Annotated in this window: 20 protein-coding genes; 15 read left to right on the forward strand and 5 right to left on the reverse strand. The window is 66.1% G+C overall.

Annotated features, from left to right (window positions below):
- Positions 1-2: 2 nt before the first annotated feature.
- The 13 genes from hflK (at position 3) to AC07NT_RS05620 (ending at position 10749) form a co-directional block, all read left to right on the forward strand.
- Positions 3-1358, forward strand: coding sequence for an FtsH protease activity modulator HflK (hflK, locus tag AC07NT_RS05560; RefSeq protein ID WP_498597433.1), 1356 nt, complete (start codon positions 3-5; stop codon positions 1356-1358).
- 12 nt (positions 1359-1370) lie between these two features.
- Positions 1371-2264, forward strand: coding sequence for a protease modulator HflC (gene hflC, locus AC07NT_RS05565; protein ID WP_498597432.1), 894 nt, complete (start codon positions 1371-1373; stop codon positions 2262-2264).
- 64 nt (positions 2265-2328) lie between these two features.
- On the forward strand, positions 2329-2520 hold the full coding sequence (locus AC07NT_RS05570; RefSeq protein WP_498597431.1) for a DUF2065 domain-containing protein: 192 nt from the start codon (positions 2329-2331) through the stop codon (positions 2518-2520).
- Positions 2521-2594: 74 nt separating this feature from the next.
- The gene (locus AC07NT_RS05575; protein ID WP_498597430.1) at positions 2595-3743 is read left to right on the forward strand and encodes an ATP phosphoribosyltransferase regulatory subunit; all 1149 of its coding nucleotides are present in this window, start codon (positions 2595-2597) and stop codon (positions 3741-3743) included.
- A 37-nt stretch (positions 3744-3780) separates the two neighbouring features.
- A complete protein-coding gene (locus AC07NT_RS05580) occupies positions 3781-5154 on the forward strand; it encodes an adenylosuccinate synthase (protein WP_498597429.1) in 1374 nt (457 codons plus the stop codon).
- Positions 5155-5191: 37 nt separating this feature from the next.
- Positions 5192-5716, forward strand: a complete 525-nt coding sequence (locus AC07NT_RS05585; protein ID WP_498597428.1) for a phosphoribosyltransferase — start codon at positions 5192-5194, stop codon at positions 5714-5716.
- A gap of 27 nt (positions 5717-5743) precedes the next feature.
- Complete coding sequence (locus AC07NT_RS05590) at positions 5744-6937, forward strand: PLP-dependent transferase (RefSeq protein WP_498597427.1); 1194 nt, start codon at positions 5744-5746, stop codon at positions 6935-6937.
- A 65-nt stretch (positions 6938-7002) separates the two neighbouring features.
- Positions 7003-7827 (forward strand): DUF2189 domain-containing protein, encoded by an 825-nt coding sequence (locus AC07NT_RS05595; protein WP_498597426.1) that lies wholly within the window; start codon positions 7003-7005, stop codon positions 7825-7827.
- Between the two features lie 47 nt (positions 7828-7874).
- On the forward strand, positions 7875-8798 hold the full coding sequence (locus AC07NT_RS05600; protein WP_498597425.1) for an ATP-binding cassette domain-containing protein: 924 nt from the start codon (positions 7875-7877) through the stop codon (positions 8796-8798).
- Entirely contained in the window at positions 8798-9571 is a 774-nt protein-coding gene (locus AC07NT_RS05605; RefSeq protein WP_498597424.1) for an ABC transporter permease, read from the forward strand. Before AC07NT_RS05600 ends, AC07NT_RS05605 begins: the two co-directional genes overlap by 1 nt.
- Positions 9572-9673: 102 nt before the next feature.
- Complete coding sequence (locus AC07NT_RS05610) at positions 9674-9865, forward strand: hypothetical protein (RefSeq protein WP_498597423.1); 192 nt, start codon at positions 9674-9676, stop codon at positions 9863-9865.
- Positions 9862-10485 carry a hypothetical protein gene (locus AC07NT_RS05615; RefSeq protein WP_498597422.1) on the forward strand — a complete coding sequence of 208 codons (624 nt, stop codon included), beginning with the start codon at positions 9862-9864 and terminating at the stop codon, positions 10483-10485. The genes AC07NT_RS05610 and AC07NT_RS05615 overlap by 4 nt, the downstream gene beginning before the upstream one ends.
- Positions 10486-10491: 6 nt before the next feature.
- Complete coding sequence (locus AC07NT_RS05620; protein ID WP_498597421.1) at positions 10492-10749, forward strand: YdeI/OmpD-associated family protein; 258 nt, start codon at positions 10492-10494, stop codon at positions 10747-10749.
- Between the two features lie 7 nt (positions 10750-10756).
- Here the strand turns inward: AC07NT_RS05620 and mnmH are convergent, their stop codons facing one another.
- Both mnmH and AC07NT_RS05630 read right to left on the reverse strand, forming a co-directional pair.
- Complete coding sequence (gene mnmH, locus AC07NT_RS05625) at positions 10757-11818, reverse strand: tRNA 2-selenouridine(34) synthase MnmH (protein ID WP_498597420.1); 1062 nt, start codon at positions 11816-11818, stop codon at positions 10757-10759.
- Positions 11818-12456 (reverse strand): arylesterase, encoded by a 639-nt coding sequence (locus AC07NT_RS05630; protein WP_498597419.1) that lies wholly within the window; start codon positions 12454-12456, stop codon positions 11818-11820. Before AC07NT_RS05630 ends, mnmH begins: the two co-directional genes overlap by 1 nt.
- Here AC07NT_RS05630 and AC07NT_RS05635 point away from each other — a divergent pair.
- On the forward strand, positions 12455-13126 hold the full coding sequence (locus AC07NT_RS05635) for an ABC transporter ATP-binding protein (RefSeq protein WP_498597418.1): 672 nt from the start codon (positions 12455-12457) through the stop codon (positions 13124-13126). The genes AC07NT_RS05630 and AC07NT_RS05635 overlap by 2 nt on opposite strands.
- Positions 13127-13146: 20 nt before the next feature.
- Here the strand turns inward: AC07NT_RS05635 and AC07NT_RS05640 are convergent, their stop codons facing one another.
- Positions 13147-13650, reverse strand: coding sequence for a DUF6623 family protein (locus tag AC07NT_RS05640; RefSeq protein WP_498597417.1), 504 nt, complete (start codon positions 13648-13650; stop codon positions 13147-13149).
- A 239-nt stretch (positions 13651-13889) separates the two neighbouring features.
- Here AC07NT_RS05640 and rlmB point away from each other — a divergent pair, with 239 nt between their 5' ends.
- Complete coding sequence (rlmB, locus tag AC07NT_RS05645; RefSeq protein WP_498597416.1) at positions 13890-14624, forward strand: 23S rRNA (guanosine(2251)-2'-O)-methyltransferase RlmB; 735 nt, start codon at positions 13890-13892, stop codon at positions 14622-14624.
- A gap of 64 nt (positions 14625-14688) precedes the next feature.
- Here rlmB and AC07NT_RS05650 read toward each other — a convergent pair whose 3' ends face one another.
- Together AC07NT_RS05650 and AC07NT_RS05655 are read right to left on the reverse strand one after the other, a co-directional pair.
- Entirely contained in the window at positions 14689-14994 is a 306-nt protein-coding gene (locus AC07NT_RS05650) for a hypothetical protein (RefSeq protein ID WP_498597415.1), read from the reverse strand.
- Between the two features lie 10 nt (positions 14995-15004).
- Positions 15005-15211, reverse strand: a complete 207-nt coding sequence (locus AC07NT_RS05655) for a hypothetical protein (protein ID WP_498597414.1) — start codon at positions 15209-15211, stop codon at positions 15005-15007.
- Between the last annotated feature and the right edge of the window lie 34 nt (positions 15212-15245).

Raw genomic sequence — 15245 nt, forward strand, 5'->3', positions numbered from 1 at the left:
GAATGAAAATCCATGCACCAGCCTTCCGCTGGGCCGCACGATGGCCCGGCCGCCTGCGCGGCATGTTCAATCTGAACGACCCGCGCTGGGGCCGTGGCGACGACAAGCCCGCCGAGGGCAAGCCCGAGCAGCCGACACGCCCCGAATCCGACGTGCCGCCGCCCCAGGGCAACAGCCGCGGCGCGCGCCCCGGCAACACCCAGGGTCCGCCCGATCTGGACGAACTCTGGCGCGATTTCAACCGCAAGCTCTCCGGCCTGTTCGGCGGTGGGCGTGGCGGTGGTGGCAACAGCGGCGGCAAGCAACCCGACATGAAGGGGGCGAGCTTCGGCATCGGCCTGATCCTGGCCATCGTGGTCCTGATCTGGCTGGGCACCGGTTTCTTCATCGTGCAGGAAGGCCAGCAGGCCGTCATCACCCAGTTCGGCAAGTACAAGTCCACCGTGGGGGCCGGTTTCAACTGGCGCCTGCCATACCCGATCCAGCGCCATGAGCTGATCTTCGTGACCCAGATTCGCTCGGTCGATGTCGGCCGCGACGTGGTCATCAAGGCCACGGGCCTGCGCGAGTCGGCCATGCTGACCGCGGACGAAAACATCGTCGAGATCAAGTTCGCCGTGCAGTACCGCCTGAACGACGCGCGCGCCTACCTGTTCGAGAGCCGCGACCCGGCCAGCGCCGTGGTGCAGGCCGCCGAGACCGCCGTGCGTGAGGTGGTGGGCAAGATGAAGATGGACTCGGCCCTGTCCGAGGAACGCGACCAGATCGGTCCGCGCGTGCGCAAACTCATGCAGGACATCCTGGACCGCTATAAGGTCGGCATCGAGATCGTCGGCATCAACCTGCAGCAGGGCGGCGTGCGTCCGCCCGAGCAGGTGCAGGCCGCTTTCGACGACGTGCTCAAGGCCGGCCAGGAGCGCGAGCGCCTGAAGAACGAGGCCCAGGCCTACGCCAACGACGTGGTGCCGCGCGCCATCGGCACCGCCTCGCGACTGAAGGAAGAAGCCGAGGGCTACAAGTCGCGCATCGTGGCCCAGGCCCAGGGTGACGGGCAGCGCTTCCGCTCGGTGCTGACCGAGTACCAGAAGGCGCCGCAGGTCACGCGTGACCGCCTCTACTTGGAATCCATGCAGCAGATCTACAGCAACGTGACCAAGGTGCTGGTGGACTCCAAGCAGGGCTCCAACCTGCTCTACCTGCCGCTGGACAAGATCTTGCAGCTCGGCGACGACGCCGCGGCACCCGTCATGCAGGGCCCGGCACCGACCGCCGCGCCACCGCAGACGACGCCGTCTTCGGCCGCCGCCGATGCGCGCTCGCGCCAGAACCTGCGTTCGCGTGAACGCGAAGTCCGATAGGAGCACCAGAACATGAACCGTATCGGCTTCATCCTTTCCTCTCTGCTGGTAGTGCTGGCCCTGGCCAGTTCCATGCTGTTCGTGGTCGATCAGCGCCAGTTCGGCGTGGTCTACGCCCTGGGCCAGATCAAGGAAGTCATCACCGAGCCCGGCCTCAACATCAAGTTGCCGCCGCCTTTCCAGAACGTGACCTACATCGACAAGCGCCTGCTCACGCTGGACAGCCCGGACAACGAGCCCATGCTGACCGCCGAGAAGCAGCGCGTGGTGATCGACTGGTATGTGCGCTGGCGCATCAGCGACCCCACCGAGTACATCCGCAACGTGGGCCTGAACGAGGCCGCCGGCACCAGCCAGCTCAACCGAGTGGTGCGCAACGCCTTCCAGGAAGAGATCAACAAGCGCACGGTCAAGGAGCTGCTCTCGCTCAAGCGCGAGGCGCTGATGGAAGACGTCAAGGACGAAGTGCTCAAGGCCGTGCGGGGCGAGAAGCCCTGGGGCATCGACGTGGTGGACGTGCGCATCACGCGCGTGGACTATGTGGAGTCCATCACCGAATCGGTCTACGGCCGCATGACGGCCGAGCGCAAGCGCGTGGCCAACGAACTGCGTTCCACCGGTGCGGCCGAGGGCGAGAAGATCCGGGCCGACGCCGACCGCCAGCGCGAGGTGACGGTGGCCAATGCCTACCGCGACGCGCAGAAGATCAAGGGCCAGGGTGACGCCGAGGCTGCACGCATCTATGCCGAGTCCTTCGGCCGTGATCCCTCCTTCGCCCAGTTCTACCGCAGCCTGGAGGCCTACAAGGCCAGCTTCGCCAGCAAGAACGACGTGATGGTGCTCGACCCGAGCGGCTCGGAGTTCTTCAAGGTCTTCCGTGGCCAGGGCGCAGCGCCCAAGAAATAAGGCTTGAGCGTGCACGGCCGTTCCGAAACGCTCATCCCCCGGCGCGCAGCGCTCGGGTAGCCTGATGCTCAGCGACGCCTTCTGGCTGGCCATGGCCCTCGTTCTGGTGATCGAGGGCCTTTTTCCGTTGATCTCGCCGGGGGGCTGGCGCCGCATGTTCGCCCAGATCCTGCAGCTGGGGGACGGCCAGATCCGCTTCTTCGGCCTGTGCAGCATCCTGGCCGGTCTGGCCTGGCTCTGGTGGCAGTTGCCCTGAAATTCGCTCAGGGGCGCCGCCGGGGCGCCGTTTCAACCCGGTAAAATCACGTTTTTAACAGCTCCCCCTTTCCCATGTCCGCCTGGCTCCTGCCGGATCACATTGCCGATGTCCTGCCTTCCGAGGCCCGTCACATCGAGGAACTGCGCCGCGACCTGCTCGACATGGCGCGCTGCTACGGCTATGAACTGGTCATGCCGCCGCTGCTCGAGCACCTCGAGTCGCTGCTGACCGGTACTGGCCAGGCGCTCAAGCTGCAGACCTTCACCCTGGTGGACCAGCTCTCGGGCCGTGCCATGGGCCTGCGCCCCGACACCACGCCCCAGGTTGCCCGCATCGACGCCCACCTGCTCAACCGCCGCGGCGTGGCCCGCCTGTGCTACTGCGGCCCCGTGGTGCACACGCGCCCGGCCAGCCCGCATGCCACGCGCGAGCCCCTGCAGTTCGGTGCCGAGATCTATGGCCACGCCGGCCTGGAGGCCGACCTGGAAGCTCTGCTGCTGGCGCTCGATTGCCTGAAGGCGAGCAAGCTCCAGTCCTACACCCTGGACCTGGCCGATGTGCGTATCGTCAGCGCGCTGCTGCAAGGTGTGCCGGCCGACGCCGCCACCCTGGACGCCGTGCGCGCCGCGCTGGCCGCCAAGGACGTCCCTGGCCTGACCCAGCTCACGCGTGACTTCCCCGCCGCCTCGCGCCAGGGCCTGCTGGCCCTGCCGCGCCTCTACGGTGACGCCGCCGTGCTGGCCGAGGCCGCCAAGGTGCTGCCGGCCCTTCCGGCCGTGCGCGAGGCGCTGGACAGCCTTCAATGGCTGGCCAGCCACCTGGAGGGCACGACCCTGGGTTTCGACCTGGCCGACCTGCGCGGTTATGCCTATTACAGCGGCGTGCGCTTTGCCGTCTACGCCGAAGGCGCCAGCGACGCGCTGCTGCGTGGCGGTCGCTACGACGAGGTCGGCGCCGTGTTCGGACGCAAGCGCCCGGCGGTAGGCTTCAGCCTGGATCTCAAGACACTGGTAGGCGCCGTGCCAGCCCGCTCCCTGCGTGCGGCCATCCGTGCCCCCTGGAGCGAATCGGCCTCGCTGCGCGCGGCCATTGCCCGTCTGCGCGGGCAGGGCGAGACCGTGGTCTGCGTGCTGCCCGGCCATGAGAGCGAGATCGACGAATTCCATTGCGACCGCGAGCTGACCGAGGTGTCGGGTCAGTGGGTCGTCAGCGCCATCTGAGCGCGTCCCTTCCATTCAAGCTTCGAGTACATCTGAAATGAATACAACCAAAGGTCGTAACGTCGTCGTCGTGGGCACCCAGTGGGGTGACGAGGGCAAGGGCAAGCTGGTCGACTGGCTCACCGAGTTCTCCCAGGGTGTGGTGCGCTTCCAGGGCGGCCACAACGCCGGCCACACGCTGGTCATCAACGGCGTGAAAACCGCGCTGCACCTCATTCCCAGCGGCATCATGCGCCCCGGCGTCAAGTGCTACATCGGCAACGGCGTGGTGCTCTCGGCGGCCAAGCTGTTCGAGGAGATCGCCGGCCTGGAAAAAGCGGGTGTCGAGGTGCGTTCGCGCCTGCGCGTCAGCGAGGCCTGTCCGCTGATCCTGCCTTTCCACGTGGCGCTGGACGTGGCCCGTGAAGCCGCGCGCGAGCAGGGCGGCTCGGAGAAGATCGGCACCACCGGGCGCGGCATCGGCCCGGCCTACGAGGACAAGATCGCCCGCCGCGCCCTGCGTGTGCAGGACCTGAAATACCCCGATCGTTTTGCCGCCAAGCTCAAGGAGCTGCTGGCCTTGCACAACCACGTGCTGAGCACCTTTCTGGGCTCGAAGAAATTCACCTTCGGTGACGCGCTCCAGCCCTATATGAAGGACGGCGTAGTGCAGTTCGAGCCGGTCTACGCGGAGGCCATGCGCCACGCCGAACTGCTCAAGCCCATGATGGCCGACGTCTCGCGCGAACTCAACGATGCCAACTGCAATGGCGCCAACCTGCTGTTCGAAGGCGCGCAGGGCACGCTGCTCGATGTGGACCACGGCACCTACCCCTATGTCACCTCCAGCAACTGCGTGGCCGGCAACGCCGCCGCAGGCGCCGGCGTGGGCCCGGGCATGCTGCACTACATCCTGGGCATCACCAAGGCCTACTGCACCCGCGTGGGCGGTGGCCCTTTCCCGACCGAGCTGGACTGGGAAACCCCCGGCACCCCCGGTTACCACATGAGCACCGTGGGCGCCGAGAAGGGCGTGACCACCGGCCGCTCACGCCGTTGTGGCTGGTTCGATGCCGCGCTGCTCAAGCGCTCGGCCCAGGTCAACGGCCTGACCGGCATGTGCCTGACCAAGCTGGACGTGCTCGACGGCCTGAAGGAGCTGCAGCTGTGCACGGGCTACGAACTCGATGGAGAGACCATCGATATCCTGCCCATGGGCGCCGACGAGATCGCGCGCTGCAAGCCCATCTACGAAACCCTGCCCGGCTGGACCGAGAGCACCGTGGGCGTCACAAAGTACGACAAGCTGCCGATCAACGCGCGCCTGTACCTGCAGCGCATCGAGCAGGTTACCGGTGTGCCCATCCACATCATCTCGACCAGCCCGGACCGCGATCACACGATCATGATGCGCCACCCCTACGTCGCTTGAAACCAGCACTAATAGCTATCAAAAGAGGAGCAACCGGATGTTGACCGAAGACGGCAAGCACCTGTACGTGAGCTACGGCGAGTACCACAACCTGGTCGAGAAGCTGGCCATCAAGATCCACCAGTCGGGCTGGGAGTTCGACACCATCCTGTGCCTGGCGCGCGGCGGCATGCGCCCCGGCGACATCCTCTCGCGCATCTTCGAGAAGCCCCTGGCCATCATGTCCACCAGCTCTTACCGGGCCAACGCCGGCACCGAGCAGGGCCACCTGGACATCGCCAAGTACATTACCACGCCCCAGGGCGAGATCGCCGGCCGTGTGCTGCTGGTGGATGACCTGGCCGATTCCGGACATACCTTGCAGGCCGTGGTGCGCATGCTGCGCGACAACTACCCGCCCATCACCGATCTGCGCACGGCCGTGATCTGGACCAAGGGTGTGTCGAGCTTCCAGCCCGATTATTCGGTGGATTACCTGCCCACCAACCCCTGGATCCACCAGCCTTTTGAGGTCTACGACCGCATGCACATCGCCGATGTGCTGACGAAATGGAAAGTCTGACGGCCACGGCCTGAGCAGGAGCGGATCATGCAGGACAAACGCACCGGTCTGATCCACCACCCCTACGTGCCTCCCGAGGGCTTTGCAGCGCCGCAGCCCGGCGTGTTCAAGGCGTCGACCGTCTTCTTCCCCAATGTGGCGGCCATGCGCAGCCGCGAGTGGAAGGACAAGACCGGCTACACCTACGGCCTGCACGGAACCCCCACCAGCTACCTGCTGGAAGAGCGCCTGGCCACGCTGGAAGGCGGCGCACAATGCCTGCTGGTGCCCAGCGGCCTGGCGGCCATTGCCACCGTGGCGCTCTCGCTGCTGAAGAGCGGGGACGAGGTGCTGATCCCCGACAACGCCTACGGTCCCAACAAGGCCCTTGCCCAGGGCGAGCTCAGGGACTGGGGCATCACGCACCAGTACTACGACCCGATGGACACGAAGGATCTGGCGCGACGCATCGGCTCGAAGACCAAGCTGGTCTGGCTCGAAGCTGCGGGCTCGGTCACGCTGGAGTTTCCCGACCTGCGCGAGCAGTTGCGTGTGTGTCGCCGTGCCGGTGTGCTCAGTGCGCTCGACAACACCTGGGGCGCCGGTCTGGCCTTCAATGCCTTTGACCTCGGCGAGGGGGAGGGGGTCGACCTCACGATCCATGCGCTCACGAAATACCCCAGCGGCGGCGGCGACGTGCTCATGGGCTCCATCGTCACGCGCGACCCCGGCCTGCACATCCGCCTCAAGCTCACCCATATGCGTCTGGGTCTGGGCGTGGGCATGAACGACGTCGAGGCGGTGCTGCGCTCCCTGCCCAGCCTGGCCCTGCGCTATCGGGAGCACGACCGCACAGCCCGTGCGCTGGCGCGCTGGTGCCAGGGGCGTGCCGAGTTTGCCCAAGTGCTGCACCCGGCCTTGCCCGGGTCGCCGGGCCACGCGCACTGGGAGGCCTTGTGTGGAAGCGAGAAGGGCCAGGCCGCGGGCCTCTTCAGCGTGATCCTCGACGCGCGCTACAGCCCCGCGCAGGCGGATGCCTTCTGCGATGCCTTGCGCCTTTTCAGGCTGGGCTACAGCTGGGGCGGGCCCATCAGCCTGGTCGTGCCTTACGAGCTGGACAGCATGCGCCAGCCCCGGCCGGCCCATCTGGCCCCCGGCACGCTGGTGCGCTTTTCCGCCGGGCTGGAGGCGGCGGCGGATCTGCAGGCCGATCTGGAGCAGGCGCTGCGTGCCCTGTGCTGAAAGCCCGCCTTCTCGGTGTTTTCCTGACTAGGCGGTGACCGGGGCAGGGGCTAGCCTAGGCCCTCATGAACCAGACACCCGCACCTGGCGCAGGCAGTGAGCTGCCCGTCAACCCTGACCCCTATGTGCCACCGCCTCCGGTGGGGCCCCGGCGCGACATCGTGGCCCTGGGGTTTGCCGACCCCTTCCGCTGGCTGGCCCGTGGCTGGCAGGACATGCGGGCCGAGCTGGGCATCGCGCTGTTCTACGGCCTGTGCTTCTGGGGCATGGCCCTGACCCTGGGCGCGGTGTTCCGCCATCTGCCCGAATACACCATGTCCCTGCTCTCGGGCTGCCTGCTGGTCGGCCCCTTCCTGGCCCTGGGCCTGTACGAAGTGAGCCGGCGGCGCGAGCGGGGCCTGGCGCCCGACCTGGCCAGCTCCCTGACCTGCTGGGACGCGCACATTGGCAGCATGGGCCTGCTGGTGCTGGTGCTCGTCGTGCTGGAGCTGCTCTGGGGGCGTGCCTCCCTGGTGGTGTTCGCGGTCTTCTTCAACACCGGCATGCCCTCCACGGCCGGTGTGCTGCAGGCCATCTTCAACCCCGAGAACTGGGAGTTTGTCGCGGTCTACCTGCTGGTGGGGGGCGCCTTCGCCGGCCTGGTCTTCGCCAGCTCGGTCGTCTCCATCCCCATGATCCTGGACCGTGACACCGATGCCATCTCGGCCGCGCTGACCAGCCTGCAGGTCTTCTTCGGCAACCTGCCGGTGCTGCTGCTGTGGGGCGCGCTCATCACCACCCTGGTGCTGGTGGCCTTCATCCCCTGGGGACTGGGCCTGCTGATCGTCGGTCCCTGGCTGGGGCACGCCAGCTGGCATGCCTACCGTGGGTCCGTGCGTTGGCTGGACTGAAACCCCAGGAAGCCTGGGTGACACAGGGTCATGCCAGAATGGTCGCCATGTCGGAAGCCTTTCTGAGTTGTCACCACCTCGTCAAACGCTACGGGACCAGCACCGTCGTCGACGACCTGAGTTTCTCCATCCATCCTGGTGAATGCCTCGGTGTCATCGGCCCCAACGGTGCCGGCAAGACCACCACCCTGCGCATGTGCCTGGGCCTGAGCACACCCGACAGCGGCCATGTCGAAGCCTTCGGCCTGCGCATGCCCGGCGATGCCCATGCCATCAAGGCCCAGGTGGGCGTGGTGACCCAGTTCGATTCGCTGGACCCCGATTTCAGCTGCGCCGAGAACCTGCTGGTCTTCGGCCGGTACTTCGGCATGAAGACGGCGGACATTCGCGCACGCATCCCCGGCCTGCTGGAGTTCGCCGCGCTCTCGCACAAGGCCGATGCCAAACCCGGCCAGCTCTCGGGCGGCATGCGCCGCCGGCTCAGCCTGGCGCGTGCGCTGGTGAACGACCCGCGCCTGCTGCTGCTGGACGAGCCCACCACCGGCCTGGACCCGCAGGCGCGCCACCTGATGTGGGAGCGCCTGCAACAGCTCATGCAGCAGGGCAAGTCCATCCTGCTGACCACCCATTTCATGGACGAGGCTGAACGCCTGTGCGACCGCCTGCTGGTCATCGACCACGGCCGCAAGATCGCCGAGGGCACGCCGCGGGACCTGATCGCCCAGCACCTGGAACCCGATGTGGTCGAAGTCTATGGCGGTGATGCCCAGGCCCTGAGCAACGGCCCGCTGCGTGCCCTGGCGAGCCGGGTCGAGGTCAGCGGCGAGACCGTGTTCTTCTACACGCAGGACGCCGCTCCCCTGATGCAGGCCCTGGCGCACGACCACGGTGTGCGCAGCCTGCACCGCCCGGCCAATCTGGAAGACCTCTTCCTGAAATTGACCGGCCGCCAGATCCGGGAGGACGCGTGATGAACAACATGATGCGTTGGTGGCCCGTTTTCCTGCGCAATCTGCTGGTCTGGCGCAAGCTGGCCATTCCCAGCCTGGTGGGCAATATCGCCGAGCCGCTGATGTGGCTGGTGGCCTTCGGCTACGGCCTGGGCGCGCTGGTGGGCAGCGTGCCCCTGGGGGAGGCTCAGGTGCCCTACATCCTCTTCCTGGCCAGCGGATCGATCTGCATGAGCGCCATGAATGCGGCTTCTTTCGAGGCCCTGTACTCGGCCTTCTCGCGCATGCATGTGCAGAAGACCTGGGACAGCATCATGAACGCGCCCGTGGCCCTGCGCGACGTGCTGCTGGCCGAGATGCTCTGGGCCGGGTTCAAGTCGCTGTTCTCCGTGACGGCCATCCTGGGCGTGATGCTGGCGCTGGACATCAGCCGCAGCCCCATGCTGATCCTGGCCTGGCCCATCCTGCTGCTGGTGGGCATCGTCTTCAGCTGCCTGGCCCTGATCTTCAACGCCCTGGCCAAGGGTTACGATTTCTTCACCTACTACTTCACGCTTTTCCTCACGCCCATGATGTTCCTCAGCGGCGTGTTCTTCCCGCGCGACAACCTGCCGTCCCTGCTGCAGCACATCTCCGCCTGGCTGCCGCTGACCCAGGCTGTGGAGCTGGTGCGACCGCTGTTCATGGGGCAATGGCCGGCCGATGTGCTGCTGCACCTGGGCGTGCTGCTGCTGTACGCGGTGGTGGCCTGGCGTATCGCCCTGGCACTCACGAAACGACGTTTCCGCAGCTGACGCCCCGGTCCTGCGGCGCGGGAAGACCGAATTTAGCGCTCGGGCAATGGAGCAAAGGCCCGCGAACTGCTAGAGTGGCTGCTAACGACTGGAAGGAAAAACGTGGTCACACCCAATTACGGATACGAGAAACGACAGAAAGAGCTGGCCAAAAAGCGCAAGAAGGAAGAAAAGCTCAAGGAAAAGGCGCAGCGCAAGCTCGGCGGGCCCGTGGGTGAGGAGGGCGCGCCTGAAGAAGGGGGCGACACGCCCGCGACGGATGCCTCCACGACCGGGGACGCCTCGCAGCCATGAAGCGGCTGCCGGTCACGGCCGGGCTGCTGGCCCTGCTCTGCGGCTGTGCCGCGCCTGGCGGCGCCCCTGTCGACGGAGCGCCGAGCATGACAGTGGAGAGCGCCACGGCCGATGCCACCAGCAAAGTCGGCAGCATGGCCAAGGACTCCGGCAGCAGCCTGATGCAGAAAGCGAGCCAGCCGCTGAACGACCTCAATCTGCTGGAAAGCCGCATTCCCACCGTATTGACGGCCGCCGCCCAAAAGGGCGCCTATGCCGTGCCCACCGATGTCTCCTGTGCGGCCTTGCGGGCCGAGCTGGGGGAACTGGACGCCGCCCTGGGGCCCGACATCGATGCCCCGGTGGTTCCCGGCAGCGATCCGAACCTGGTGGTGCAGGCCGTGGGTTATGTGGGCCAGAAGGCCGTGGACACGGTATCGAGCACAGTGAACACGATGGTCGACGGTGTACTGCCTTTGCGCAGCTGGGTGCGCAAGCTCAGCGGCGCCGAACGTTATTCCAGCGAGGTGGCTGCGGCAGTCTCTGCCGGCCGGATCCGGCGGCCTTTTCTCAAGGGCTGGGCCGCTGCGGCAGGCTGTGCACCGGCGACGGTGCAGGAAGCCGGCAAGACTGCTCCGTGAGTGCTGATGGCTGTCGACGCCTCCCGCCTCAAGCGCCCCGTGCAGCCCATGCCGGCCTTCGTGCGCGAGGCACTGCAGGCGCGGGGCCTGATGCCGGCCTACCGTGAACGACCGCCTTACCAGCAGAACGACTACCTGGGCTGGATTGCCCGCGCCAAACTCGAAGCCACGCAGCACAAGCGCCTGGACCAGATGCTCGATGAGCTGGAGGGTGGGCGGCTCTACATGAAGATGGCCTGGCGGCCAGGCGCTTCGCGCGGCTGAGCGCCGCTCAATCGGCCGTCTGGATCAATTGCGCGGCCAGCGCCTGCATGGCCGCCAGCGAGCGGTCCCGGGGCTGGATATCCTGAGCCTGGCTGAACTGTTTGAAGTTGCGCACCATGGATTGGCGGTAGACCGGGTCGTAGTGGCTCAGCAACAGGTCGCGCACCACGTTTTCGGTCTGGCCGCCGCGCGCCTGGTCCTTCCATGCCTCGACCACCTTCTTGCTCTTGAGCTCGGTCAGTGCATCCAGCCGTTCGCAGAAGGCCTCGCTGTCCGTGACGAAGAAGTCATAGTCCTCCAGCAGCAGGGCCACACGCTCCTCGTCGGGCAGCACCAGGTTCAGACAGGGTGCCGCGCGCATGGCATCGATCAGCGCGGCGGGCACAGCCACATTGCCGACCTTCTTGCTTTCGCTCTCCACGTAGACCGGCCGTGCGGGGTCGAAGCGGCGCAGCGCATCCCAGATGCGGGTGTCGAATTCTTTCTGGGTGGGTTGGGCCACGCCGGGAATGGCGCCCAGCACTGAACTGCGGTGGTTGGCCAGGGCCTCCAGGTCCAGCACCTGGGCGCCGGCGGCGGCCAGGGCCTGCAGCAGCCGCGTCTTGCCCGAGCCCGTGGTGCCGCAGACCACGCGCCAGTCATAGAGCGGTGCCAGGCGCGGTATGTCGGCCAGCAGGGCGGCGCGAAAAGCCTTGTAGCCGCCTTCGATGATGGTCACGCGAAAGCCGATCTCGCTGAGGATCAGACTCAGTGAGCCGCTGCGCTTGCCGCCACGCCAGCAGTAGGTCAGGGGTTTCCAGTCCTTGGGCTTCTCGATCACCTCGCGCTCGATGTGTGCGGCGATGTTGCGCGCGGCCAGGGCTCCGCCGCGCTTCTTGGCCTCGAAGGCGTTGACCTGCTTGTAGATCGTGCCGATCTCGTGGCGCTGCTGGTTATTCAGCGTGGGCCAGTTCACGGCCCCGGGCAGGTGGTCTTCAGCGTATTCGTTCTCGCTGCGCGCGTCGATGACGGTATCGAAGCTGTCGAGCTGGCGCAGGGCGTCCTCGGCTGCAATGGGAAAGAGTGGCATCAGAGGATTTTTTTCAGTTCGGGCCAGACGTTGTTCAGCATCATGGGCTGGGCCTCGGCCGTGGGGTGGATGCGGTCGCTCTGGAACAGGCGCAGGGCGTCGGGGCCATCGGCCACACCCTTGAGGAAAAAGGGCACCAGCGCGGTCTTCTCGCTGCGTGCGACCTGCTGGTAGAGCCCGGCAAAACGGCGCCCGTAGTCGGCGCCGTAATTGGGCGGCATTTGCATGCCGACCAGCAGCACGCGGGCCCCGGCTTTCTTGGCTTGCTGGGTCATCCACTCCAGGTTGGCGCGCGTGGCGTCCAGGGCCAGGCCGCGCAGCGCGTCGTTGCCGCCGAGTTCAATGATCACGTGGGTGGGCTGGTGCTGGGCCAGCAGGGCGGCCAGGCGCGCCCGACCGCCAAAGGTGGTCTCGCCGCTGATGCTGGCGTTGACCACACGCACTGCCGGCTTTTCGCCGGCCAGTCGCTGCTCCAGCAAGGTGACCCAGCCACTGCCGCGCGCCAGGCCGTATTCGGCGCTGAGCGAATCACCGAGTACCAGCAGGGTACGCTGCGGGGTCTGGGCCTGGGATAACCCCAGAAAACTACCCAGCAGGGCGGCCAAGATACAGTAGCGACGCAAGAAAGAAAAACTCATGTCCGAACCCATCATTTCCGTGGAGCACGTGCTCAAGTCGGTCACCGACTCAACCGGCACGCTCGACATTTTGCGCGATATCCACTTCAGCGTCCCGCCACGCCAGACTCTGGCCATCGTCGGCGCCTCGGGTTCGGGCAAAAGCACCCTGCTGTCCATCATGGCCGGGCTGGACACCCCCAGCAGCGGCACGGTGCGCCTGGACGGGCAGGACATGTTCGCTCTGAATGAAGACGAACGCGCTGCGCTGCGTGCGCAGAAGCTGGGTTTCGTGTTCCAGAGCTTCCAGCTGCTGGGACATCTGACCGCGTTGGAAAACGTGATGCTGCCGCTGGAACTGGCTGGCCGCAAAGATGCCCGCAAGGCCGCCACCGAGATGCTGGGCCGTGTGGGCCTGGGCCAGCGTCTGGGGCATTACCCCAAAGTCCTTTCAGGCGGAGAACAGCAGCGCGTGGCCCTGGCCCGGGCCTTCGTGGTGCAGCCCGCCGTGCTGCTGGCCGACGAGCCCACTGGCAGCCTGGACTACGCGACAGGTGAGACCGTGATGGAACTGATGTTCACGCTGAACCGCGAGCAGGGAACGACCCTGGTGCTGGTGACGCATGACACGGGCATCGCCCAGCGCTGTGAACGGCGGATCACGATCGAAGCGGGGCGGGCCAGTGGCTGATCTGGCCGGAGGCGCGCAGGCTAGACAAAGTCTGCACCCGCAGTGGTGATCAGCAGCTTCCCTTCAGGATCGGCCCGGCCCAGCGACGTCGTGAGTGCCACAGGCCGAAAAGTGAAGGAAATTGAAACCCCGAACGAAATTTCGACTGGCGTTGGCAGTGTGAAGGTGTTCTGACCGTCGATCGCCTGCATGTGGTTACCGGTGCGGCGTGCCGATGAATTACTCCCCGGGACAATATCCTGCATGAAGATGCGCCGCGGGCCATCAAAGATGTGGAGGTTGTCGATCGCCGCATGTTGCCCGGTTTGAAACAGAAGGAAAACCTTCTGCAATTTCAACCGCACGTCGTTCACGATGACAGGGCTTGGAATGGCGATGTGGCACCAGGTACCAGGTGGTGATATGCCCGGCGCCAATGGATTGAACTGCATTTCCGTTCCCATGCCCACTCTTTTGACGAGGATGCCGTTCGGGTCCTCCAGCTGAACGGCGTTTCCGTGGATCCAAGATGCGTACTTCAGCATGTCCGACTCCTTCAGTCACATTTGACAAGTGGGGCGAGATGGAAACATCGAGGAGATTCTCGATATTGCCCAGGCCCCTCGGGCTGCTGCGACATGATTCGACCGAATCGTGCCAAACCATGCCGCAGTTCATCGGGGACTGTAGGGGCGTGTCGTGACATGCGCCATCCCCAAATCATGGGATAGGCGGCAAGAGGGTTCTGGCAGCGGCTTTCTTTGATCCGGGATAATTGCGCCCCATGTCCTCCCCCAAAGTCCTGTTCGGCTTCCACGCCGTGGGCGTGCGCCTGAAGACGGCGCCGCAATCCATCATCGAGATCTATTTCGAGCCGACCCGGCGCGACGCGCGCATGCGCCAGTTCCTGGAAAAGGCCAAGGAAGCCAATGTGCGGCTGATCGAGGCCGACGGCCTGCGCTTGGCCAAGCTGGCTGGCAGCCATGGCCACCAGGGCGTGGCGGCGCGTGTGGAGCCCCTGGCCCAGCAGAATTCCCTGGACGATCTGCTCGACGCGCTGAGCGAGCCGCCCCTGCTGCTGGTGCTGGACGGTGTGACCGACCCGCACAACCTGGGCGCCTGCCTGCGTGTGGCCGACGGGGCCGGGGCGCATGCGGTGATCGCGCCCAAGGACCATGCGGTGGGCGTCAACGCCACCGTGGCCAAGGTGGCCAGCGGCGCGGCCGAGACCGTGCCCTATTTCATGGTGACCAACCTGGCGCGCACGCTGGGCGAGCTCAAGGAACGCAATATCTGGTGCATAGGTACCAGCGACGACGCGCCCAAGACCATCTACCAGGTGGACCTCAAGGGCCCCACGGCCCTGGTACTGGGAGCCGAAGGCGAGGGCATGCGGCAACTCACGCGCAAGACCTGTGACGAGCTGGTGGGCATACCGATGAAGGGCGCGGTGGAGAGTCTGAACGTCTCGGTGGCCAGCGGGGTCTGCCTCTATGAGGCGCTGCGGCAGCGCGGCTGAGCAAGAGACTTTTTCCAAATAACAAGGGCCCTCATCAGGGCCCTTGTTGCGTGTGGGGTGGGGCTCAGGCCACGGTATCGAGCAGGGTGCCGCTGAGCATGCTCAGGCTGTTGATGGCGCGGCGTGTGGGGCGGTCGTCCTGTGCCTTGCTGTCCGTGTTACGGGGAGGATTGCCTTCGATGCCGCGTACCCGCTCATCGGCCTGCACCGATTCCTGGCGCGCCACCGCCGCCTGCTGCTCCAGGCGTGCCACGCGGTCAGCCGCCCGGGAGGCATCCTGCCGTGCCTGCTGTAGCTGGGCCTGGTACTGGCTCAGCTGGGCCCGCGCACTGGGCGTGCTGCCGTTGAGGGCTTGCAGGGCCGTGGCCACAACCGTCTCCTCAGGCCTTTTCGTTCAGGATGCGGCCGGTGGTCTGGCCCTGGGTGTTGACCACGGGCTCCTTGGGCTTGTTGCTGGCTTCCTGGCGCTGGACGCGTTGCTGCTGCTGATCCTGCTCGGCGCGGAATTCTGCAGCGCGGTTGCGCTCGGGCGCCCGCGGTTTCGGGGGAGCGGTAACGCTGCTGGTGGAGGAAGTGACTTCGGCCATGGGGAACTCCGGGGAACAAGTGCCTAAATCTTAG

The sequence above is a fragment of the Hylemonella sp. GW821-FHT10B10 genome (genome assembly GCF_059415585.1).